Origin of the sequence: Saccharopolyspora soli, assembly GCF_022678645.1 — a bacterium.
Taxonomy (GTDB): Bacteria; Actinomycetota; Actinomycetes; order Mycobacteriales; family Pseudonocardiaceae; genus Saccharopolyspora; species Saccharopolyspora soli.
Map to the genome: position 1 here is coordinate 1 of NZ_JALBWV010000080.1, position 23562 is coordinate 23562.

19 protein-coding genes and 1 pseudogene are annotated in these 23562 nt (G+C 68.8%); 4 read left to right on the forward strand and 16 right to left on the reverse strand.

The features are described 5' to 3' along the window. Positions 1–119 precede the first annotated feature (119 nt). The 7 genes and pseudogenes from MOQ72_RS38120 to MOQ72_RS38150 form a co-directional block, all read right to left on the reverse strand. Positions 120–797 (reverse strand): annotated as a pseudogene (locus MOQ72_RS38120) (hypothetical protein); the annotation flags it as partial. Between the two features lie 51 nt (positions 798–848). Then, complete coding sequence (locus MOQ72_RS38125) at positions 849–1856, reverse strand: DUF6461 domain-containing protein (RefSeq protein ID WP_242190798.1); 1008 nt, start codon at positions 1854–1856, stop codon at positions 849–851. A 129-nt stretch (positions 1857–1985) separates the two neighbouring features. After that, a complete protein-coding gene (locus MOQ72_RS38130) occupies positions 1986–5894 on the reverse strand; it encodes a caspase, EACC1-associated type (RefSeq protein ID WP_242190799.1) in 3909 nt (1302 codons plus the stop codon). Between the two features lie 9 nt (positions 5895–5903). After that, complete coding sequence (locus tag MOQ72_RS38135) at positions 5904–6308, reverse strand: hypothetical protein (protein WP_242190800.1); 405 nt, start codon at positions 6306–6308, stop codon at positions 5904–5906. Positions 6309–6378: 70 nt separating this feature from the next. Further along, positions 6379–7410: a methionine synthase gene (locus MOQ72_RS38140; RefSeq protein ID WP_242190801.1), complete on the reverse strand. Its 1032-nt coding sequence runs from the start codon at positions 7408–7410 to the stop codon at positions 6379–6381. 287 nt (positions 7411–7697) lie between these two features. After that, positions 7698–9230, reverse strand: a complete 1533-nt coding sequence (locus MOQ72_RS38145) for a fatty acyl-CoA synthetase (RefSeq protein WP_242190802.1) — start codon at positions 9228–9230, stop codon at positions 7698–7700. An 83-nt stretch (positions 9231–9313) separates the two neighbouring features. Beyond that, positions 9314–9844, reverse strand: a complete 531-nt coding sequence (locus MOQ72_RS38150) for a TetR/AcrR family transcriptional regulator (protein WP_242190803.1) — start codon at positions 9842–9844, stop codon at positions 9314–9316. Between the two features lie 86 nt (positions 9845–9930). Between MOQ72_RS38150 and MOQ72_RS38155 the strand changes: the two genes are divergently transcribed. Continuing rightward, positions 9931–11157 carry an FAD-dependent monooxygenase gene (locus MOQ72_RS38155; protein WP_242190804.1) on the forward strand — a complete coding sequence of 409 codons (1227 nt, stop codon included), beginning with the start codon at positions 9931–9933 and terminating at the stop codon, positions 11155–11157. Here the strand turns inward: MOQ72_RS38155 and mnmA are convergent. The 7 genes from mnmA to MOQ72_RS44905 all read right to left on the reverse strand — a co-directional run bounded on the left by mnmA (position 11143) and on the right by MOQ72_RS44905 (position 18779). Further along, on the reverse strand, positions 11143–12231 hold the full coding sequence (gene mnmA, locus MOQ72_RS38160; protein WP_242190805.1) for a tRNA 2-thiouridine(34) synthase MnmA: 1089 nt from the start codon (positions 12229–12231) through the stop codon (positions 11143–11145). The genes MOQ72_RS38155 and mnmA overlap by 15 nt on opposite strands. Before the next feature lie 3 nt (positions 12232–12234). After that, positions 12235–13470, reverse strand: coding sequence for a cysteine desulfurase family protein (locus MOQ72_RS38165; RefSeq protein ID WP_242190806.1), 1236 nt, complete (start codon positions 13468–13470; stop codon positions 12235–12237). A gap of 63 nt (positions 13471–13533) precedes the next feature. Further along, a complete protein-coding gene (locus tag MOQ72_RS38170; RefSeq protein WP_242190807.1) occupies positions 13534–14898 on the reverse strand; it encodes an MFS transporter in 1365 nt (454 codons plus the stop codon). A 414-nt stretch (positions 14899–15312) separates the two neighbouring features. After that, positions 15313–16071: a lysophospholipid acyltransferase family protein gene (locus MOQ72_RS38175; protein ID WP_242190808.1), complete on the reverse strand. Its 759-nt coding sequence runs from the start codon at positions 16069–16071 to the stop codon at positions 15313–15315. An 86-nt stretch (positions 16072–16157) separates the two neighbouring features. Further along, on the reverse strand, positions 16158–16922 hold the full coding sequence (locus MOQ72_RS38180) for a GNAT family N-acetyltransferase (RefSeq protein ID WP_242190809.1): 765 nt from the start codon (positions 16920–16922) through the stop codon (positions 16158–16160). Between the two features lie 367 nt (positions 16923–17289). After that, positions 17290–18510 (reverse strand): glycosyltransferase, encoded by a 1221-nt coding sequence (locus MOQ72_RS38185; RefSeq protein WP_242190810.1) that lies wholly within the window; start codon positions 18508–18510, stop codon positions 17290–17292. An 86-nt stretch (positions 18511–18596) separates the two neighbouring features. After that, positions 18597–18779: a hypothetical protein gene (locus MOQ72_RS44905; RefSeq protein ID WP_277955293.1), complete on the reverse strand. Its 183-nt coding sequence runs from the start codon at positions 18777–18779 to the stop codon at positions 18597–18599. A gap of 119 nt (positions 18780–18898) precedes the next feature. On the opposite strand from MOQ72_RS44905, the gene MOQ72_RS38195 reads away from it, so the two are divergent. Further along, positions 18899–19684: a nitroreductase gene (locus MOQ72_RS38195; protein ID WP_242190811.1), complete on the forward strand. Its 786-nt coding sequence runs from the start codon at positions 18899–18901 to the stop codon at positions 19682–19684. Between the two features lie 143 nt (positions 19685–19827). Continuing rightward, a complete protein-coding gene (gene rnhA, locus MOQ72_RS38200) occupies positions 19828–20286 on the forward strand; it encodes a ribonuclease HI (protein ID WP_242190812.1) in 459 nt (152 codons plus the stop codon). Positions 20287–20343: 57 nt separating this feature from the next. Here rnhA and MOQ72_RS38205 read toward each other — a convergent pair whose 3' ends face one another. Both MOQ72_RS38205 and MOQ72_RS38210 read right to left on the reverse strand, forming a co-directional pair. Further along, positions 20344–21294: an electron transfer flavoprotein subunit alpha/FixB family protein gene (locus MOQ72_RS38205; protein WP_242190813.1), complete on the reverse strand. Its 951-nt coding sequence runs from the start codon at positions 21292–21294 to the stop codon at positions 20344–20346. A gap of 35 nt (positions 21295–21329) precedes the next feature. Then, positions 21330–22112: an electron transfer flavoprotein subunit beta/FixA family protein gene (locus MOQ72_RS38210; protein ID WP_242190814.1), complete on the reverse strand. Its 783-nt coding sequence runs from the start codon at positions 22110–22112 to the stop codon at positions 21330–21332. A 287-nt stretch (positions 22113–22399) separates the two neighbouring features. Here MOQ72_RS38210 and MOQ72_RS38215 point away from each other — a divergent pair, with 287 nt between their 5' ends. Continuing rightward, positions 22400–23242 carry a DegV family protein gene (locus tag MOQ72_RS38215; protein ID WP_242190815.1) on the forward strand — a complete coding sequence of 281 codons (843 nt, stop codon included), beginning with the start codon at positions 22400–22402 and terminating at the stop codon, positions 23240–23242. Positions 23243–23562 lie beyond the last annotated feature (320 nt).

The following is a 23562-nucleotide window of genomic DNA, read 5'->3' on the forward strand; positions in this document are numbered from 1 at the left end:
CGCCCCCGCGCGGCCGCCCCCCCCCCCCCCCCCCCCCCCCCCCCCCCCCCCCCGGGGGGGGGGGGGGGGGGGGGGCGGCCGCCCCCCCCCCGGGGGGGGGGGGGGGGGCCCCCCCCCCACGACTCGTCAGCGGCGGACGCGGTGCGATCGAGTCGGCGGACGAGTTCGCGGAGTTCGAGCAGGCTGATCGTGCCTTCCGGTTCGCGCTCGGCGGTCTCGACCCGTCCCAACCGGTCCGCGGCCAACCGCTCGCCGAGCGTGGCGTCCAGCGGCAGGAAGGTCAGCGCCCGCCGCGCGTTCTCGTCCAGGCCGCTGAAGCCGGGGTGGTACACCGCGACGTCGACCAGTCCTTCGGCCTCGTCGACCTGCGCGACGACCCGAACATCGGCCAGCGGGTACTTCTCACCCCGCAGGTTCACGGTGACCTCGGTCGGGTCCGGTACCGGTGGCACGGCGTCGTGGTACTCCCACACCGTGTCGGCCGCTGGGGCCGCGGCCATCCAGGCATCGGTGTAGGGGCGCAGGTCCGGGTCGGCCTGGCTGCTGACGACCAGCGCGTAGACGGCCTCCTCGCCGCGCTCGATGGCGAAGGTCAAGTTCGGGTGCACCGCGGCGACGGCGTCGGCCACCAGGTTCTCGATCCGCTGCGGCTCGCTGTCGCCGAGCGCCGAGGCGATCTCGGGCAGCAAGTCGTCCCACCGCTGCCAGAACTGCTCGGCACGCGCGGCCGCGTCGGCGTGGACATCGACGGGCTCGGCGTTGTCTTCAGCGTCGCGACGGCGGAGGAACCTGAACATGCCGACCATTGTGCCTGGCCCGGTACCTGGTTCGGGGCTGATCCCAGCGACTCACGCGGACAGTTCCGCGACGACGATGCGGGCGAGCTCACCGCCCTCCACGCCGTGCACGCGCCGAGCCTCCGCCAGCACGTTGACCAGCGCGGTCAGCGAATCCTCGTGGGTCGCCTGGCGCAGCACCTCCACGGCGCGCAACTGGTTGTGAACCTTGCTGCGCGGGCGGTGCTGGATGCTCTGCCAAGCCCACTCCCGGACGACCGCGCCGAGCGCGCCGTGGTCGATCGAGAATCCGCTGGTCATCGACGACAACGTGCGCCGCACGACTGGATGGTCGAGGCAGTCGGCGGTGGCCAGCACGTGCCGCGCGGCCGCCGCAGCCGCCCGCCTCCGATCCACTTCGGCGGCAGCCCGCAGCGCCTCGACCAGTTCGGCCGGGTAACCGACAACGTTGTCCAGGGGGTTTGGCACAGCGACCAGATCGTCGGGCCACGGCGCGACCGGGAAGGTGTGAAAGTCACCGGCTAGCCAACCGGGGTTCGGCGACAGCCCGGTCAGCCGCCCGGCCAGGGCCAGCATCAGCGCCACCGGATCGGCTTGTGACCAGGGCAAACCAGCGCGGACCGTTTCCAGGGCGTCCGGTTCGACGCCCTCCCGGTACTCCGGCAGCACCGCCTCGAACGTGGTCCGCACGGCTCCGCCGATCGCGTAGGAGAACCGGGTCAGCGCGCTGGCGTCCCAGAACGCCGACACCGCGGCGAAGCGCGCGGCGCGGCGCAGAACCTCTGGCCGCTGCCCCTGCCGACCGCTGTCCTCGACGACCAGCACCCAGCCGTCGAGTTGGCGGAGCGCGATCATGGGGTGTTTTTCCTGGTGGGCGAACGCTTCTTCGCAGAACTCGCCCATGTCCAGCAGCCGACCGAACCCGGCGACCCCACCGAAGGCTTCAGCCACCTGGCCGAGGTCACTGCTCCGCACGAAGGTCAAGCACGCCGCCTCCTGGATGATGCTCCGCCGGATCCACCCGGCTCGATCGAGCTCGCCGACGCAGTAACTGCCCACACAGCCCTTCCTACCAGCGCAACGACTTCCGCACGGCCGATTCCGAAAAAGACTGATCACACCGGAATTCGGCGCGGAGACCCCACCGGGCCGAGGCGGTCCAATTAGGACGAACGGCGGTGTCGGGAATCATGGCGCCGCGAGGTATGCGAGCTGGATCGTCCCGGTGGTCTCATCCAGCAGGTAGCGTCCGCGTCCAGGTGGCCGGTTCGTCGAGCGAACGCCGGGCACGAATTCTTCGTCGCTGTCTTCGCTGCTGAGCACGACCATCGCGCAACCAGCGGACCGAAGTCCGCCGAGCAACCCCTCATGCAGCGCAGCGCCGATGTTGATCGAGTTCCGGGTGACGATCAGGTGCAAACCGAGCCCCGGACCGTGTTCGAGCAGCCTCGTCAGCCTGGCGAGCAGATCCGCGTGGACCAGTTCGGAATTGTGCGCGATCAGCTCGAAGTCGGACAGGACCAGGAAGACCTTCCGACGCGGTTTCCCATGATCGCCGAGCCGTTGCTCGATCCGGACGGCCGCCTCGTGCAGCGCGCGTTCGAAATCCTCCCGCACCGCCGCGTAACTGAACTGCGGACCGTCGAACTCGCCAAGCAAACCCCGTTTCGGATCGACGATGACGACGTTGTAGTCGTCGGGGGTGTGCAACCGCGCGAGCTCGGTGAGCACCACGCGGAGCAGGTTCGTCTTCCCCGAGCCCGGCTCGCCCAGGCACAGCAGGTGCGGGGTCCGGTCGAGGTCGAATTCCGCCCACCGGTCGGGTCCGGTGAGCTTGCCGAGCACGATGTGCGGACTGCCGACCGCCGCAGCCTCCTCGTACGAAACGAGCGCTGGAGGCAGGGAGAGTCTCGGCAGCTGCGGCCCGGTCCACAGCTGCGCGATCTGGCGGGCTAGCAGTCGGGTGTTCTCCGACTCCGGTCGCAGGTCCGCGTCCGGGCCGACCCACGGCAGCGCGGCGCGGAAAGCGCGGCCACCGACCGCGCCGACTCCCGGCGAACCGTCACCGAGGTCCAGTCGGGTCGGGCACTGGTCGATCAGGTCCCGATCCGCAGCCGACCATTCGCCCGAGCTGATCACGACCTGGATCCCGTGGCGCGGACCGGATCGGGCGAGCTCGACGATGTTCGGCACCAACCAGGAGAAGCGCTTGCCGAAGTCATTCCACTGCTCGACCACGAGAAGCACCGTGGCCTGGTCCTCGCGGCTTTCCCGCTGCCGGGAAACGAGCAGCTCGTGCATGTGACCAACGATCACACCCACGAGCTCGCCCTCCTGCAACGTGGCGACCGCGCCCACGTGCGGCAGGTCCGACAGCACGTCTCCGCAGGAGTACCCGTCTCCTCTGCCGATGAAGTAGCAGACCAGCTCCTCGGGGGTGTGCGTCAGGGCCATCGACAGCACTGCGGTCCGGGCGAGGAATGCCTTGCCGGAGAACGCGCCGCCGCTGATAGCGATGTTCCGGCCGACCGAAACCGTCAATGCCTCGGTGCGGCCTTCCTCGAAGACGTCCACCAAGCCGATGGGGATTTCGGCGCGGCGCTCGAAGTCCACCGCGGAGAGCCCGCGTTCCGTTCGGGTCGGGATGCCCAGCAGCTCGTCGAGCCCGAACGGTTCCGCCAGCGGTGAGCGCAATTCAGCGGCGCGCACCGGGACGGCTTCGTTGACCCGCGCCACCAAGTCGGCCCGCCTGTCTTCGCCGGGGATCCAGGCGCGGAACTTCGTTGCCGGTCCGCTCCGCTCCAAGAAGAACCCGTGGCCAGGCGTGCTGGTATCCAATTCGGCCGCCGCCGACGTTCCCAGTGCCGCTATGGAGTCCTGATCGGTGGCGGTCCGGTGCACGATCCGGAAATGGCAGAGTTCTTCGATCTCCGGGAACCCGCTGTCGGCGAGGCTGTGGGCGAGCAGGACGACGTGGACGCCGACGTCCGCCCCGAGCGTCATCACCTCGCGCAGCTGCTCAGCCGCATCTTTCTGGTGCGCCAACGCCTCGACGAAGTTGTGGACGGCGACCACCAGCCTGGGCCAATCCGGGGCGCCGTGCTGGCTGTTGCGCCGACGGGCCACCTCGCGGCGGATGTCCTTGAGCCGCCGGCTCAGGTCGACTTTGGATTCGACGAAGGACGAAACATCCAGGTGGGCCGCAACATGCGGCATTCCGATGAGCTCCTGGTAGGGGTCGTACGGCAATCCGCGCAGCGCCGCGACGTTCAGCTCATTCGGTGGGTGGGTCAGCATCAGCAGGAGAAGCAGCGAGCCCAACGTCTGGCTGGCTCCAGAGCCAGGCTGACCGACGATCATCCCGTGCGGGCCCGCCCCACCCGTCGCGGCGGGCTTCAGGTCGAGGTGCACCAGCCTGCCGTATTCGTCCAGTCCGATCGGGACGCGCAGCCAGTCCGGGGCGTCCGGGGCACGCCAAGCGCTCGACGGCGCGACCGCCATCACATCGACGCCGAGGATCCGCGGCAGGTCGAAAGTACGCGTGGGCTGCTCACTGCCTCCGGCGACTTGCTCGATCAACGAGAGCATGCCCCCGTGCTGGGCCCCCGGATCGCCCGGTTTGGGGACCGCGACTTGGAAGGAACCCCCGTGCGACGAAGCATGCGCCGATCGCCCCGGCGCGAACTCGACCCGACCGCGCAGGTGTTGGCGGATCTCATCCGAGATCTTCGACCAGGACCGCGCCGCTACGACCAGATGCACGCCGAAGCTGTTTCCCTGGTCGGCGATCCGCTCCACCCTCGGTACCAGCGACGGGTTTTCGTCGGCGAAAGCTTCCCATCGGTCGATCACCAGGAAGACGTCCTGCTGATCGTCGTCGGTGGGCAAATCGCGGTTGCGCCTTGCCACCCGGAAATCCACGAGTGTTTCGAACCCAGCCGTTCGAAACATCGCACGTCGCTGCGCGATCTCCCGTTCCACCGCCTCCACCAGTCGCTCGACGTGCGTGCTCTGGTCCGGACCAAGCACCGCGCCCACGTGCGGCAACGGCGCGAAAGCGCCGAACCGCGATTCGGAGTCGACGATGTGGAACCGCGCTTCGGCCGGATTGGAGTCGAGCGCCAAGGCCAGCAACAGCATCCGCACGAACTGGCTCTTGCCCGACTGCGTGGGTCCGACAACCGCCAGATGGTTGTGCGGTTCTTCGAGGTTGAGCAGGAACGGCTGCCCGTCGACGTCCGAACCGACGACCACGCGCAGCGTGCAGCCCGCGGGTCCGTTCCGCTGCGCGGTCGGATGTTCGAGCAGGCGCCGGATCGGCTGCTGGGCCGCGGGGGGCGCGGGCCGAATCGTCTCCGGTGCGGTCGAAGCGGTCCGGGCAATGTAGAAGCTGCCGACCATCCGGCTTTCCAACCACGGGGTCTGCCGCCCAGCCAGTTCCCTGCGTACGTACCGGTACAGCTCATCAGTGCTGATCAGCCCGTCTCCGTCGGCATCGGCCGCGCCGGAGCGGATCCCGTCCAGGACAGCACGGGTGAACAGCGAAGACGACATCGCATCGGTGCCGGTGAACTCGCCACCCTCAAAGGCGTACTCGAACGAGCTGGTCGCCGTCAGCACGCAAGTGCCTTGGCCCACCAACTCGCCGAGATCGACCTCCTCCGCAGCCTTGGGGATCAGCCCAACGGAGAACGCGCCGCTGTAGCAGCAGTCCAGCAGCAGCACCTTCATCCCCGCTTGTGACGTGTTCAGCTGGGATCGCACGAAATCCGAACTGACCGCGGTGGATTCGGCGTGCGCCAACTCGGTGTTGCAGGCGGCGAACAGCAGCTGGCCGCGATCGTTGCGCAACCCGTGGCAGGACATGTAGAGCAGAACCTGATCATCCGGTCCTGCCGAGCTGAAGACACCCTCGATCTCGTACTCGATCCGGCTCTTGGATTCATTGCGCAGCACACCGACGTCGTCGAAACCACCCTGGGTCTCCAGAAGCTGTTTCAGGTCCTCAGCCTCCCCGGCGGGCGCGCGCAGCCCGCGCAGTCCGGGGTCGCCGTACATCGACGTCGCGACCAGCAGCGCCACTCGACGGCCCGGCATGCCGGTCGCCTACTGCGGCTCGGCCGAGGATTCGGCTTCCGGCGAAGGGGAGTCGAGCAGCTTCGCTGCGATGGTTTCCACCAGCAGGTGCTGGTCCTTGGCCGACAGCCCCTCGATGTCCACCTTTTCGCCGTCCTTCTCGATGCTGACGCGGCGGGCCTTGGCCTGCTCGAAGCGGGCGACCATGATCTTCGCGAACGCGGCCGCGGTGGCCGCCGAGAAGACCCCGCTGAGCACGAGCCGCCCGATCTCCAGCACGGCACCGGACTTCGTGCCATCCGCGCCCAGGGCGCGCACCCGATCCACTCGAACGGCCCCCACCTCGCGCAGCTCGGTGAGCAGCCGCTGCGTCAGGTTCTCCAGCCGCTCGGGGGTGTCCTCAGGTAGGTCGAATCCGACCAGCCAGCGCGCCATCTCGCAAACCTTTCTCGATCTTTCCCCACGGTAACCGATCGATCACCGCGTCGAGACCGGATCGCGGCAGCTACTGGTCGGCTTCGTCGGCGAAGAGGTTCGCGAGGTCACGGGTGAGGCTGATCGCGCGACGGGACCAGGCCGGAGTCGCTGCGGCGAGACCGCAGGTCGGGGTGGGCACGCTGCGCTCGGCCAGTGCGCGGCGGGCGAAGCCGAGGCGGGACGCCAGGTCGAAGGCCGGTTGGGCGAGCTGGCGCGGGCCGGTTTCACCGGCCGGTTGGGTGCTCGGGACCAGGCCGAGGAACAGGGTGGTGCCCTCTTCCCACGCCTCGCCGAGTTCGTCGGCCAGCTCGCCGGAGACATCGCCGAGTCGCCTGGCGTCCAGCGCGATCGCCCCGGCACCGGCACGACGCAGCAACGCGACGGGTGGGCGGGGCGCGCAGCAGTGCACCACGACCGGTGATCCGGTCGCCGCCGAAAGCTTCTCGATCACCTCGGCCAGCAGTCGCCGCACGTCCGGTTCGGGGACCGCGGCCACCGTGCCGTAGCCGGAGGGCGTGGGCAGCGAGCCGTTGAGCACAGCGGGCAGCGAAGGTTCGTCGAGCTGCACGACGATGCGGGAGCCGGTGCGGGCGGCGACCCGCTCGGTGTGCGCGATCAGACCTTCGGTCAGTGATTCGGTGAAGTCGCGCAGCGCACCGAGATCGGTGAGCACCCGGTGCCCACGTGGCAGCTCGATCCCGGCGGCCAGCGTCCACGGGCCTGCCGCCTGCACCTTCACCGCACGCGGTGCGCCCGCTTCGGCGACCGCCTGCTCCACCGCATCCAGGTCCCAGCGCAGCAGATCGACGGCGCGGCGGTGATCCCGGCCTGGACGGGAGGCGACCCGGTAGCCGGACGGCACCACTTCGACGGCGAGGTCGACCAGCAGTCCGGCGGTGCGGCCCAAGATGTCGGCGCCGACCCCGCGCCCAGGCAGTTCGGGGAAGGGCGTCAGATCGGACAGTTCGCCGACGACGGTGCGCGCGGCCTCCACCGGATCGGTGCCGGGCATCGACCCGATCGCCGTGGCCATGCCGGGTCCCCACGCTGCGTCGTTCACCCCGCCATTATCGACAACCCACCACCAACCGCCCGACCGGGCGGTGCCACCACGCACCGGTCGCGAAGCCGTCGGTGGGGGTCGGCGGACATAGCGCTTCGCCAGTGGGCGCACGCGCCTGCACGGTCGGCGAGGAAGGGAACCTTCCTGTCACCACGCAGCCGACAGCACCCCGTTCGACGTGAGCAAGGGAACCTTCCTGTCATCCCGGCGCCGCGAAGTCGCGAGCGGTTGTCACGAATTTCCACTCACCAGCACGTGTTGCCGAGCCCGGCCCGCGCGCCTTCCTAGCCGGTGAATTCGGTCCGCAGGACGCGCTTGAGGAGCTTGCCGGAGCTGTTGCGCGGCAGGTCTTCGACGAAGCGGATCTCCTTCGGCACCTTGAACCCGGCCAGGCTCTGGCGTGCGTGTTCGAGCAGCTCCGCCTCGGTCACCTCGGACTTCGCGACCACCACCGCCGCGATGCGCTCGATCCACTTCGGATCCGGCACCGCGATCACCGCCACTTCGGCCACCGCCGGGTGGGTGTACAGCGCGTCCTCCACCTCTCGGGAGGCCACCAGCACCCCACCGGTGTTGATCACGTCCTTGATCCGGTCGACGACGAAGTAGTAGCCCGCCGCATCGCGTCGCACCAGGTCGCCGGAGTGGAACCAGCCGCCGCGGAACGCCTCGGCGGTCTCCTCCGGCTTGTTCCAGTACCCGGTGCACAGTTGCGGTGACCGGTAGACGATCTCGCCCAACTCCCCCGGTCCGAGTTCCGCCCCCTGCTCGTCGACCACCTTCGCCTCGACGAACAGCACCGGCCGCCCGGCGGAATCCGGTCGCTCGTCGTGCTCCTCCGGGCGCAGCACCGTCGCGAGTGGAGCGATCTCGGATTGCCCGAAGCAGTTGTAGAACCCGAGCTGCGGCAGCTGTTCCCGCAGCCGACGCAGCACCGGGCCTGGCATGATCGAGGCGCCGTAGTACGCCTTGCGCAACGTTTTCAGGTCGCGGGTGCCGAAGTCGGCGTGGTTGGCCAGCGCGACCCAGAGGGTCGGTGCGGCGAAGAACGAACCGATCCGCTCGTCTTCGATCCGGCGCAGGACGTCGGTCGGGTCGGGCACCTCCACCAACCGGTTCGTGGCACCGATCATCAGGTTCGGCATCAGGAACACGTGCATCTGCGCCGAGTGGTAAAGCGGCATCACGTGCAACGGCTGGTCGTCCTCGGCGAAGTCCAGCGCGACCACGCAGGACACGTATTCGTGCAGCAGCGCGCGGTGCGTCATCATCGCGCCCTTGGGCTGCGAGGTCGTCCCCGAGGTGTACAGCAGCTGGACCAGATCGTCGTCGGTGACCGCCACGTCCAACTCCGGCACCGGCCCATCGGAGCACTGCGCCAGCAGCGAATCCGCGCTGTCGCGCAACGGGATCACGCGCTCGACGGACGTACCGGAGCGGACTTCGGCGAGCTTGTCGGCCAGTGCCGGGTCCACCAGCGCGATGCTGCTTCCGGACTGCTCCAGCAGGTAGGCCAGTTCACCCGAGGTCAGGTTGTAGTTGATCGGCACGTGCACCAGACCGGCTCGCGCGCAGCCGAGGAATCCGATCAGGTACGCGTCGGAGTTCCTGCCGTACGCCGCGATCCGATCGCCCCGGTCGGCACCGGCGGCGAGCAGCGCCCCGGCGGCACGGGTGACTGCGGCATCGAGTTCGGCGTAGGTCCAAACCCGTTCCTGTCCGGCACTGTCGACGAACCGCAGCGCAGCCCGGTCCGGGACTCGCGCGGCGCTGCGTCGCAACACATCGGCGACCGTGCTGGCACGAAGATCGAGCATTGGCCCTCCCGCTCCACCGCGTGATCCCAGACACTAACCACGGAACACATCCGCAGACCAGGTTTCGGACCCGAACGGCAGGATCACCGGCCCAGCGCGGCGGAGGCTGCGTCCAGGGCAGCTTCGCGGAACTCGTCCACCGGCCCCTCGGTGAGCGCGCAGTCCTGCAACCCGCCGATCGCGACGGTCGCGCGCGCGATCAGCGCTGGCGAGGCGTCCGGACCGACCAGCATGCGGTAGACCCGGTCGCGCCAGGCGAGCATCTGGTGCATCAGATCGAGCTGCGCCAACGCCGCGACATCCCGCACCACCAGCTCGAACACCTGCCGATGCCGCAGGACCACGTCGAAGTAGTCGGCCAGGAACTGCCGAGGGTCGACCTCGTCGGCTGCCTCGCGGTCCGCCAGCAGCTCCTCGACCTCATCGACCAGCGGCTGCACGATGCCGCGCACCAGGTCGGCCTTGGACGGGAAGTGGTAGTACAGCGCGGCTTTGGTAATGCCGAGCCGCTCGGCGACTTCCCGCAGGCTGGTCTTCTCGAACCCCTGGCGGGTGAACAGCTCAGCGGCGACCGCGCGGATCTCCGCTCTGGTGTCGACCCGTGTCCTCGGCATCAGCGTCCTCCTCGGCGGCGATCCTACTGCTTGCCGACCGGTAATCTACTTGCCGACCGGTAAGTAGCTCGGTTAGCTTGGTGCGCATGGGGAAGAACATCCTGATCTCCGGCGCCAGCATCGCCGGACCAGCGCTGGCGTTCTGGCTGCGCGAGTACGGTTTCAACCCGACCGTCGTGGAGCGTGCCCCGGCGATGCGCGACGGCGGTTACGCCATCGACCTCCGCGGTGCGGCCGTCACAGTGGCCGAGCGGATGGGCGTCCTGGCCGAAATCCAGGAAGCACGCACCGGCATGCGGGGCATGAGCGCCGTCGATGCCGCAGGTCGCTCGTTCGCCGACATCCGCATGGACGAATTCGTGAACGACGCAGGCGACATCGAGATCATGCGCGGCACGCTGGGCCGGATCCTCTACGAGCGCACCGACGGTACCGAGTACCTCTTCGGCGATTCGATCAGAGCCATCGAGCAGGACTCCGACGGCGTCCACGTGTCGTTCGAGCGCCATGCACCGCGGAAGTTCGACCTCGTGGTCGGCGCCGACGGGCTGCACTCGAACGTCCGGCAACTGGTGTTCGGCCCGGAGTCCGAGTTCCGCCGCTACCTCGGCTACCACGTCTCGATCTTCAGCACGGACAACTTCTTGGGCCTGGACCGCTGGGTCGCGTTGTACAACGTGCCGGGCAAGCTGGCCGGGTCGTACCAGGCCCGAACCGACCCCGGAGCGAAGGCGATCCTCGGCTTCAAATCACCGGAACTGCGCTTCGACCACCGCGATCCGCAGGCCCAACTCGCCCTTCTGGAAAAGGCTTTCGCCGGTGAACGCTGGATCGTGCCCCGGCTGCTGGAGGCTGCCCGGCAGGCACCGGACTTCTACTTCGACTCGATCACCCAGATCCACCTGGACGACTGGGCACGAGGCCGGGTGGTGCTGCTCGGTGACGCGGGCTACTGCCCGTCCCCGCTGTCCGGCCAGGGCTCCAGCCTGGCGATGGTCGGCGCCTACGTGCTGGCCGGTGAGCTGCTCGCCGCAGGCGGCGACCACCGCACCGCGTTCCGCCGCTACGCGGCGAAGATGTGGAACTACGTTGCGCTGAACCAGAAAATGGCGACCGACGGAGCGCGAACGCTGATCCCGAAAACCCGCGGTGGCCTGTGGCTGCGCAACCGGCTGTTCCGCCTCATGCCCTACCTGCCGAAGGCGGCCAACACCCTGTCCAAGGACATCCACCGCGCGGCCAACGCGGTGGACCTCCGCGATTATCCTCAGCCGCCAATCCGCTGCCGCGCGCCCAGGTCAGCGGGTCGCTGAGATGATTCCGCTGCCGAGGACGAGGTCGCCCGCTGCTTCCGGGCGGTACAGGACGATGGCCTGGCCTGGGGCGACGCCGTGCAGGGGCTGGCGGAGCTGGACGCGGATCCCGTCCTCGTCCGCTTCGGCCACCGCATCCGCCGTGCCGCCGTGGGCGCGGACCTGGATCACGCACTCCGTCGGCCCGTCCAACGGCCGCTCGGACGGCCAGATCGGCCGCTTCGCGTCGATCTCGGTGACCGCCAGCCGATCCGCCGAACCGACCCGCACCGTCCCGGACACCGGCTCCAGCGAAAGCACGTAGCGCGGTCGACCATCCGCGGCCGGTGCGTCGATGCCGAGGCCCTTGCGCTGTCCCACGGTGAACCCGTGCACACCGGTGTGCTCGCCGAGCACCGCACCGCTCTCGGCGTCGACCAGCTTGCCGGGCTGCTGCCCGAGCTTGGTCTCCAGGAACTTCTTGGTGTCGCCGTCCGGGATGAAGCAGATGTCGTGGCTGTCCGGTTTCTTGGCCACCGCGAGATCCCGCTCGGCTGCCTCCACCCGCACCTCCGACTTCAGCGAGTCGCCGAGCGGGAACATCGAGTGCCGCAACTGCTCAGCGGTCAGCGAGGCGAGCACGTAGGACTGGTCCTTGCCCTCGTCCCGGCTGCGCCGCAGCACCGGAGCACCGTCCACGATGGACAACCGTGCGTAGTGGCCGGTGCAGACCGCGTCGAAGCCCAGCGCCATCGCCTTGTCCAGCAACGCCTCGAACTTGATCTTCTCGTTGCAGGTCAGGCACGGGTTCGGGGTGCGCCCCGCGGCGTACTCGCCGACGAAGGTCTCGATGACCTCCTCGGTGAACCGCTCCGCGAAATCCCACACGTAGAACGGAATGCCGAGCAGGTCGGCGGCACGCCGCGCGTCCCGGGAATCCTCGATCGTGCAGCACCCGCGGGCGCCGGTGCGCAGCGTGCCGGGCTTCGCCGACAACGCCAGGTGCACCCCGACCACGTCGTGACCGGCTGCCACCGCTCGGGCGGCAGCGACCGCGGAGTCCACCCCGCCGCTCATGGCTGCCAGTACTCGCACGCCTCACACCTCCGTGGCGGCGGCCGTCGACCCCGCCGAAGCTCGGCGCAACCCGGCCAGACCGGCGCTACGCGCTCGTTGCACCACCGGTCCGATGGCCTCGGTGAGTGCCTGTACATCGGCCGCGGTCGAGGTGTGCCCCAGCGAGAAGCGCAACGACCCGCGCGCGGCCTTCGGATCGGCTCCCATCGCCAGCAGCACGTGGCTGGGCTCGGCGACCCCCGCGGTGCAGGCGGAGCCGGTGGAGCACTCGATTCCCTTGGCATCCAGCAACATCAGCAGGCTGTCGCCTTCACAACCGGGGAACGTGCAGTGCGCGTTGCCGGGCAGCCTGGACGGTCCGCCGCCGACGACGTCGTGCCCCGGATCTCCGTTGAGCACCACGTCCGGCACCACGGCGCGAACGCCGGTGATCAGCTCGTCGCGCAGCTTCGCCAGCTGCGGCGCGTGCGAGTCGCGCGCATCGACCGCTTCGCGCACCGCGGCGGCCAAACCCAGCACACCGGGGGTGTCCAGCGTTCCGGAACGCACCTCGCGCTCCTGCCCGCCACCGTGCAGCACCGGGGTGCACTCGACGTCCCGCGACAGCAGCAGCACACCGACCCCGTACGGACCGCCGACCTTGTGCCCGGTCATGGTCAACGCAGCGGCGCCGGAGGCGGCGAAGTCCACTGGCAGCGTCTCAACGGCCTGCACCGCGTCGGTGTGCATCGGCACGCCGTAGCAATCGGCGATCGCGGCCAACTCCGCGATCGGGTTGACGGTGCCGACCTCGTTGTTGGCCCACATGACAGTGGCCAGCGCCACATCGTCCGGTCGCTCGGCGAACGCCGCCTCGAACACCTCCGGACGAACCCTGCCGTGCGAGTCGGCGGCCAGCCAGGTCACCTCGGCGCCCTCGTGCTCGGCGAGCCATTCGACGGCGTCCAGCACCGCGTGGTGCTCGACGGTCGAGGCCAGGATTCGGCGGCGGGCAGGATCCGCGGCCCGGCGCGACCAGAAGATTCCCTTGACCGCGAGGTTGTCGCTCTCCGTGCCACCCGCGGTGAACAGCACCTCCGATGGCCGGGCGCCCAGCGCATCGGCGATGTCCTCCCGCGACTCCTCCACCGCACGACGCGCCCGGCGACCCGAGGTGTGCAGCGACGAGGCGTTGCCGATCCGGGTCAACGCCTCGCTCATCACTGCGACCGCCCCTGGTCGCATCGGTGTCGTGGCAGCGTGGTCGAGGTAAGTCATCGCTCATCCAGGGTAATGCAGCCGCGCCGGTGCCCACCCCGCACCTCCGGCGGAAGGCGCAGGTCAGGACGTCTGATCGCGGCCCGCGCGGATGAGCAGCCAAGCCGCCAGCAAGGCGCCGACCAGCAGCGCGAGATCCAGTGGCACGACGCCCCTGGTCGGGGCGGTGGGCGTGGCCAGCGCACTGACCACAACGCCGCCCAGTCCGACCAGCGCGGCCTGGCCGAGCATGTCGGAGATCTGCAGCGCCGCCGAGTTGAAGCCGCGTTCGTGCTCCGCCGACAGCGCGAGCACCCGCACCGCTGTGCTGGCCACCCCGATGCCCATCCCCGTGCCCGCGACGAACCAGCACGCGAACACCAACCAGTGCGGTCCCCACTCGGGCAAGGCCAGCGAGAGCCCGGCTATCCCCGCCCCGACCAGCAGCGACCCGGTTGCGACCAGGTACTCGCGGCGGAACTTCCGCTGCCTGCTCTGCCACAGCGCGCCAACGGTCCACCCGAGCGATCCAACGGTCAGCGGCACACCTGCGGCTGTCGGCGAGTAGTGGTGCACCACTGACAGCGTCAGTGGCACGAACGCCTGCGCGGTGAAGAACAGCCCGGCGAGCAACCCGCGTGCGAGCACCATCACCGGAAGCCCAGAACGCGCGAGCAGCGTGCCCTTGGGCAGCAGCAGGCGAATAGACGGGACGAGCACCGCTATCGCGACCAAGCCCAGGACCAGCGACGACCACGAAAGGTTCTGCGCCGCGAAGCTCAACGCCACCACGCCGCCAGCAGCCCCGAGTGCCGCCAGCGGCAGCCCGCGCCGCAGCGGCGAAGGTTCGCCGGACCGCGCGCCGAACCGGCGCACGGTCGGGATCAGCATCGCCGTGCCGATGCACACCAGCGGAGCGAGTCCGAGGAACACCCACCGCCAGCTCGCGTGTTCGGTGAGCAAGCCCGCGATCACCGGCCCCACCAGCGCAGGCACCACCCATGCCGAAGACAGCGCGCCGAATGCCGCTGGCCGGTGCTCCTCCGGATAGACCCTGGCGATCATCACGTACAAGGCGACGATGAGCACCCCGCCGCCCAGTCCCTGCAGCACCCGAGCGGCGAGCAAGACCAGGATGTTGGGCGCGGCGGCCGCGATGACCAGCCCGACGGCGAACGTCGGCAAAGCGAGCAGCAGCGGAAGCGCGGGCCCGCGCCGATCCGACTGCCGCCCGCCGATCACCGTGCCGATCGCACTGGCCGCCAGGAAGACCGTGAACGGCCAGGAATACCAGCGCTGCGCATCGAGTTCGGCGACGATCGTGGGCAACGCGGTGCCCAGCCCCATCGCCTCGAACGCGACGAGGGTGATGACCAGAATCAGTCCGCCGGTGAAAGTGCGACGTTGGGGATTCCACAGAGCGCTTCGGGACTTCTCAGCAGTGGCCACCCGACCAGCCTGCAACCTTCACCCCGGTCCAAGTCCAGTGATTTAGCCGCGGACTGGCTTGCGTGGCGGTGCGGGTAGCGGAACCCCCGACGCGCCACCAGCCCCTTTCCGCATGCCCCGTCCCCACCAAGCGGTGGTTCGCAATTTCGCGAGAAATTGCGACACCTACCCCGCAGCTGGCCTGGCGAGATAGCCCGGTGGCAGTCGTCGCCCGCGGCTCTCATCCGAGAGCGCGGCCACCGCGCGACGCCGGGATCCCGACCGGCCGACGCACCGCCCCCGAAGCAATGACTTCGACGTATCTCAGCTGGTCAGAGGGCTACGAACGCTTTGACGCGGGAAGACCGACCGGCTTTGCACCTCGGAGGCGCGCCCTGGGGATCGGCATTGATCCCCGGTGATGCCACCACGGGCTCAGGCCGCGAGGCTGCGCTGGAACCGGTGTTCGGCAGGATTGCCGTGCCCGCAGGTCGACCCCGTCGACGTCTGCACCGCGTGCTGCGCACGTCTGGCCAGTTCCCGGCGGTCGGTGCCGATCAGCTCGGGCAGCACCACCAACTCCACCGCCAGACCCCGCATCCGGGCCACCGCGAGCACCGAGTCGACCAGCGTGGCGTCACCCAGGAAAGCCGCTGCGGTGGTGGGTTCTCCGGCCGCGGTCCGGAACCGCAACGCGACCGGCTGCATCCGCGCACCAGCGTCGATGGCGGCCTGGAAAACAGCAGGCCGGAAGCGACCGGAAGCCCGCCCGCACCAGGTCGTCCCCTCCGGGAACGCACCGATCACAGCCCCGGCGCGCAACTCGTCGGCGATCGTGCGCACCGCGTCGGGCAGCGCCGAGAGCCGGTCGCGGTCGATGTACACGGTGCCGACACGTCCGGCCAGCGGGCCCAGCAGCGGCCAGGACCGGACCTCGACCTTGGCCAACATCCGCATCGGGCGAAGCACCTGGAGCGCAACGATGTCCAACCACGACACGTGATTGCTGACCACCAGCGCACCGCCGGGCGGCATCCGCCCCTCGATCGCGATGCGGATTCCCAAGGCCCGCAACAGCATCCGGAACCACAGCGCCATGGCCCGTTGCCGCCAAGCCGCCCGCAACATCGACAGCGCCAGCACGAGAACGCACCCGATCAGCAACAGCGCAGCGGTCCCGCTCAGCCGCAGCACGACCCGAGGCAAACCGACTTCCGATCGTTCGTCACGCGGTGGCAAGCATTCCGGCCCGCACGGCGACACCGGCATCCACGCGTGGTTCATGCCGAATCGCCCAGGAAGAAGCGCAGGTAGCGTTGATCGGCGCGGTTGAGGTCCAGGAGCACGAAGTAGTCGGCCACCCCGAAATCCGGATCGTGCGCGGGCCTGCCGCACACCTGCGCACCCAGCCGCAGATATCCCTTGAGCAGCGGCGGGATCACCGCACGGCCCGCGACCTCGAAAGGCTCCCAAGGCCGGTACGGACGCACCCGGTGCTCCTCCGGCGCGTAGTGCTTGGTCGACACCGTGTTCCACACGTGCGACGCCTGCACGCCTCCGTCAGCCAGCGACACCGAGGCGCAACCCGCGAGCATGGTGTGGCCGTGCAACAGCATGTACCGCGCGATGCCCGTCCACACCAGACTGACCACGGCACCGTTGCGGTGATCGCGGTGCACGCACGAACGCCCGGTCTCCACCAGGGCCGGACGCAACGAGTCGAGCGCCGACAGGTCGAATTCGGTTTCCGAATAGAGCATTCCGGCGGCCTTCGCCCGATCCGGCGGCAGCATCCGGTAGGTCCCGACGACCGCACCGGTGCGGTCGTCCCGAACGATCAGGTGGTCGCAGTGCTCGTCGAAGGAATCCCGGTCGACCCCGAACTCCCGACCGGTGACCGCGGCCCCCATCTCCTCGGCGAACACCTGGTAGCGCAGGCGTTGCGCGGCGTGCACTTCGTCGGAGTCTCGGGCGACCAGCAGCGAGTAGTGGGCGTCGGCCGCCGCGCTCGGCGCGGCGCTGGCCAGCAGCTGCGTCTCGGACATGCCGCAGGTGTATCGCCGCGCAGCGAACGCCCAACACACCAGCAGATGACACGGAGCAGGAACTTTGGGTGAATCCCTGGTGCGGAGCCCGACGACTGCACCGAACGGCGGTCTGGGACACCCCCGAACGAGCGGTGGAACTGGAACGCGACGGCCTCGTCGTGCGCACCTACTACCGCGTGTGGAGCACGAGATCAGCGAACCAGGACGCAGCCCGGCGCGGACTGGGTCGAGCGCGCTCGCCAGGACTACGACGCCGAGCAACGAACCCGCGGCCGTTGAAACCCGCGATCGACACGTGCTCGGGTGTGAAAATCCCCGTTCTTACCAGAACAACCAATCACGCCCTGCACCCATCCGCAGGAGATCAACGGCTGACGAGTTCGGTCACGCGCTCGATGACCGACGCGGGACTGGGCTGGGTGGCCATCTCGGCGCTCACTTCACGTGCGGCTGCGCGGAACGCGGGCTCGGTGAGCAACCGTTCGATCACTTCCCGAACCGTCGCAGCGTCCACTGTGGTCGGATTGTGGGAGAGGCCCACACCCCGCTCCACGACCCGCTGCGCCGACATCGGGTTGTCCGCGAAGGAGGGCAGGACCAGCTGCGGAACACCGTAGTGCAGCGGCGCGGCAGTGGTGCCGGAGCCGCCGTGGTGGACCAGCAGCGACGAAGTCGGCAGGAACGTCGAAAGCGGCAGGAACCCGACGGAGCGCACGTTCGCCGGAAGCTCACCGAGTTCGGCCAGATCCGTCTCCCCAGCGGCCAGGACCACCTCCACGTCCAACCCGTCCAGCGCCTCGATCACCACGGACAGGCTGCTGATCCCAGCCATGATCGGCACCACGGTGCCGAGCGTGACCCCGATCCGAGGCCGTTCCCCCTGCCGCAAAGCCCATTCGGGAACCACGGCGCCACCGTTGAACGGCACGAACCGCATCGACCACCACGGAACACCATCCCGCGGATCCGACTCCTCGCCGATCAACCCGCCCATGCTGGGTGCCCGCGGATCGATCCGCGCGAGCAACCGCGGCGGACCCTCGGGAATGCCCAACTTGGCCCGCAGTGCGAGGGTGATCTCGTCGTCGCCGTAGAAATCCTGGCCCCAGCGGAAATCCGCGTCCCGCGCCGACCAGGAGACCCGGTTGCCCACCTCCAACAATGGAACTCCCAGCGCCGCGGCCGTCAACCGACCGGCGGTGTGGTCGGTGGTGTGCACGACGAGGTCCGCGCCGAACGCCCGACCGGCCTCGATGCTGCCTTCGGTCATGGTCAAGGTGAACAGGCCGAAGGGGCCGCCCGCCTGCGACGCCTTCTCGTACGCCTCCGACATCCCGTCCGCGGCGATGATCCGGGCCAACTCAGGAGACTCCGCACCCGAAGTCACGCCGCGCACCAACTCGTCCCACACGTCGTGCGCCGGGAAAACGTCCACCATCGGAAGCCCAGCCCGCGCACCGACGTCGGTCATCTCGGAAGTGGTGGCCACCAAGACCTCGTGCCCAGCCGCCCGCGCAGCCCACACCAGCGGAACGATCGGCAACATCAGCCCATAACCGGGCGCGGCGGTGAACAAGATACGCACGCCCACCGAGCATGCCAGCAGCCACCAACCACCGCACCCGAATTTCCGTTGCCCACCTCGACCGCGCGTGCAAGGGAACCTTCCTGTCACCGCGCGCCGCGAACCTCGGTGGCCCGGCCCGCCGGGTCGGCCCGCCGCACAACATCGGGAGCCAACACCGCGAGCACCGCCTCGACGTCGTCAGCCCGCGCGGCGGCGAGGAATGCCTCGATCACGTGGCGCTGCCGGGCGAGCTCCGTGGTCGCGATGCGCCTGGAAGCGGTCCGCAAGCCTGTCGTGCTCGCTCACCGGTCACCTTCCCCCGACACCAACCGTCAACACAGTAGACCAGCCCAACACGGCGGGTAGGCCGCACGCGCGGTGCGCCCTGGGTAGGAGGTAGTTGTTCTTGGACGTCTACGAGGCGGTTGCGAGCCGACGGGCGGTGCGCGGGTTCAGCGGCGAACCGGTCCCGAGGGAGGCGCTTGAGCGGGTGCTTCGCACCGCCGCCAGGGCGCCGTCCGGGGCGAACCTCCAGCCGTGGCACACCTACGTGCTGACCGATGCGCCGCTGGCCGAATTGAAGGAGCGCACCGCCGAGCGGGTGGCCGCAGGAGATCCCGGGGACGAGCGCGAGTACCAGATGTATCCGCCCGAACTGACGTCCCCCTACCGCGAGCGCCGATTCGGCGCCGCCGAACAGCGCTACGCCGCACTCGGGATCGCCCGCGAGGACAAGCAGGCACGCGAGAAGGCGGTCACGGCGAACTGGGACTGCTTCGGCGCACCCGCCGCCCTGTTCAGCTACATCGACCGAGGTATGGGGACGGCCCAGTGGGCGGATATCGGCATGTACCTGCAGACCGTCATGTTGCTGCTGCGCGCTGAGGGACTGCACAGCTGCCCGCAGATGGCGTGGTCGATGTACCGCAGGACCGTCGCGGAGGTCGTGTCACCGCCGGATGGGCTTGTCCTGTTCTGCGGCATGTCGATCGGATTCGAGGACACCACCACGAGTTACGCCCGCATCGCCCGAGCCCCGCTCGCCGAGACCGTCACCTTCCTAGACGGCCAGGGCAGATCCGGCTCGACAGCAAGTGCTCGTGAGCGAAAAGACCGCTATGTACCGGAACAACCGCTCACGAGCCCCAGCACCACGCACGCCAATCCACGCTACGTGCAAGAGGGCCTCTGATCCCAGCGCCGATGAACCTGCACGTCGCTGAACCATCCGCGAACCCAACACAGCTGAACGCGCCGGTCCCGCTGCGAGCAAGGGAACCTTCCTGTCACCACCGCCGGATCGGGCGTCCTCCGGCGACGGCTAGATTCCGAGGCATGCAGCCAACGACCGACCTCGTCGACCTCTACACCGATGGCGCATGCAGCGGAAACCCCGGCCCTGGTGGCTGGGGCGTCGTGCTGCGCTACGGCGACCACGAGCGCGAGCTCTACGGCAAGGACGCCGCGACGACGAACAACAAGATGGAGCTCACGGCGGTCATCGAGGGCTTGGCCGCGTTGACCCGGCCGATGCCGGTCGTGCGCATCTACACCGACAGCACCTACGTGCTCAAAGGCATCACGCAGTGGATGCACGGCTGGAAGCGCAACGGTTGGCTGACGTCGGCCAAGCAGCCGGTCAAGAACGCCGAACTGTGGCAACGCCTGGACGCGGAGTGCCTTCGCCACGGCGATGTGCAGTGGGAATGGGTGAAGGGGCACAACGGCCACCCGGACAACGAGCGCGCCGACCAACTCGCCTGCCGGGGCCGCGACGAAGCCCGCGCCAGCTGACACGCCACGGCGGGCCGCGGCTTGCGCGGCCCGCCGCCTGCTCAGATCAGCGAGGACTCAGCCCTTGCGCTTGCTGATCTCCTCGGTGAGTTGCGGGGCGACCTTGAACAGGTCACCGACCACGCCGAAGTCGGCGATCTCGAAGATCGGCGCCTCGGCGTCCTTGTTCACCGCCACGATCGTCTTCGAGGTCTGCATCCCGGCCCGGTGCTGGATCGCGCCCGAGATGCCCAACGCGATGTACAGCTGCGGCGAAACGGTCTTACCGGTCTGCCCCACCTGGAACTGGTGGGGGTAGTAGCCCGAGTCCACCGCCGCCCGGGAAGCACCCACCGCAGCGCCCAGCGCGTCGGCCAGCTTCTCCACGACCTCGAAGTTCTCGGCGCTGCCAACGCCTCGGCCACCGGAGACCACCACGCTGGCCTCGGTCAGCTCCGGACGGTCCCCGGCCTCCGCGGGCTGCCGACCGGTGATCTTCGCACCGGACGCGGCCGGTACCTCGACGGCTTCCACCGCAGCCGCACCCGCGGCCTGCTCCGGTTCGATCGCACCCGGCAGCACCGTGATCACCGGAACGCCCTTGGTGACCTTGGCCTTGGCGTCGTAGGCACCACCGAACAGCGAGTGCGCCCCGACCCCGTCGGCATCCAGGTCCACGACCTCCGACAACAGACCCGAACCCAACCGGATCGCCAACCGACCGGCGATCTCCTTGCCGTCGATCGACGCAGGCACCAGGACCGCCGCCGGGGACGCCGAGTCCACCAGGTTGGCCAGCACGTCGACCTGCGGAGTCACCAGGAAGGAACCCGCCTCGACCGACTCCGCCGCGTACACCTTCGCCGCACCGTAGGCGCCCAGCGCCTCGGTCAACTTGCCCGCCGTGCCCGGCTCGCCCACCACCACCGCCGACGGCTCGCCCAACCGGCGCGCCGCGGTCAACAACTCGAACGTGACCTTCTTGACCTCGCCGTCCACGTGATCGACGAGGACCAGAACCTCAGCCATGAATTACGCCTCCTCGCACCAAACGTGAACAGCTTCTACAGCAGCTTCTCGCCAGCCAGGAACTCGGCGACCGCCACGCCGCCCTCGCCCTCGTCGGTGACCTTCACACCACCGGACTTCGGCGGCTTGGGCGCCGAGGCCACCACCTGCGAAGCCGCGTTCGCCAGCCCGACCTCAACGGCATCAATCCCGGCATCGGCCAGGGAAAGCACGGTCACCGGCTTCTTCTTCGCCGCCATGATCCCCTTGAACGACGGGTAGCGCGGCTCGTTGATCTTCTCGGTAACCGACACCACCGCGGGCAGTTCCGCTTCGACGTTCAGGATCCCCGCGTCGGTCTCCCGCTCGATCTGCACCGTCGAACCATCGGTGGTGACCTTGCGGGCGAAGGTCAGCTGCGGCCAGCCCAGCACCTCGGCAACCATCGCGGGCACCGCGCCGGTACGACCATCCGTGGCCTCGTTGCCCGCGATCACCAGATCCACCGACTCGATGGTGCCGACTACCTTCGCCAACGCCTTCGCCGTCGACGGCGCGTCCGTACCGTGCAACGCCTCATCCGACAGGTGCACCGCTTTGTCCGCACCCATCGACAACGCCTTGCGAATCGCATCCGAAGCGCGCTCCGGGCCCATGCACACGACGGTCACCTCGCCGCCCTGAGCCTCCTTGATCAACAGCGCTTCCTCGACGGCGCGCTCGTTGATCTCATCCAGCACCGCATCCGCCGACTCGCGATCCAACGTGTGATCCGCGGCAGAAAGCTTCCGCTCGGAATACGTGTCGGGCACCTGCTTAACCAGGACGACGATGTTCATGGGCCCTCTCCGACCTCCTGCGGACAGACGATGCGCGCTGGTCCTCCAGCGGCTGTGCTTGCGGACCCGGCGCGGTAGCGGTCCGGGCAGGTTGACCTTGCCATGCCACTGTTTGAAAAGCACAGTGACGCCAACCACCCGGTATGTTACTAGTCGGTAGCACCGGCGCAACCAGGGACCACTCGTGACAGTACTCACCTTTTCCGGGACGAATCCGACGCACTGCGCGAACAAGGCACCCGCCGGGGCGGATATGAAGACTCTTTACTAATTAGTAGCCTGACCGCATGAGGCAACGCGTCGCCATCGTGACGGACTCGACGGCTTCCATTCCGCTCGACGTCGCCCAACAACTGGGCATCTCCATCGTCCAGTTGGAGCTGAAGGTCGGCGACGAGTACAACGACGAACGTCGAGTGCCACACCCCAGGTTGGCTCAGGCCATGCGCGACGGTGTCCCGGTGGAAACCGGCGAGCCGCCACCACCGGCCTTCTTCTGGAACTACACCGACGCCGCGGCCGCGGGTGTCGAGGCGGTCATCTCGATCCACATTTCCGAGGGCTTGTCCCGCACCTGCGAATCCGCCCGGATCGCGGCCGCCGAGGTCGGCGTGCCGGTCTACGTGGTCGACTCCCGAATAGTCGGCCTGGGCCTCGGCTTCCCGGTAATCGCCGCAGCCGAGGCAGCAGCCACCGGAGCGACGGCGCAAGGCGTGATGAACGTGCTGGACCGGCGCCTGCGCAGCACGACGCAACTGCTCTACGTGGATACCTTGGAGTACCTCCGGCGCGGCGGTCGGATCGGGCGCGCCCAGGCGTGGCTCGGCCAGACGCTGTCGATCAAACCGGTGCTGATCCTCAAGGAAGGCATCATCGACCAGTTGGCGAGGGGCATCGGCCCGGACCGAGCACTCAAGAAGGCCGTCACGAGCGCGGTGCAGCGGGCTGGCAACGGCCCGGTCGACGTCGGCGTCGAACACTTCCAGTTCGCCGATCGAGCCCATCGCGTGCTCACCGACCTGCGTTCCCAACTGCCCCAGATCCGACGCGTCGTCCTGGAGGAGACCAGCGCGATCTTGGGCGCCCACGCCGGGCCGGGCGCCCTCGGCGTGACCGTCTCCCCCGCCTGAGCAGCACGCCCGCGCACCGCGGTACCGATCTCCGCGAACAACGTCGGAAGTTCGGCAGCTGCGGTGTTTTCGTTCTGCCCAGCGGACTTTCGGCCCGCGGTCGAATTCACCGGCCGAGTCCGCAGCTTCTCCTCCGGTTCCACCCTGTTGAGTGATGCGAACGCGTGTTCGAGCAAGAATACTCGATGTTGGCGTTTCGCAGGACATCGAATTTCCAAGCACATCGGCCATCGCGCCGAGTGGTGCTCGCCCACTCATCAGCAAACCCGATCCGGAGGAACAGCCATGCAGACCACGACCGCACTCGGACAACTGCTCGA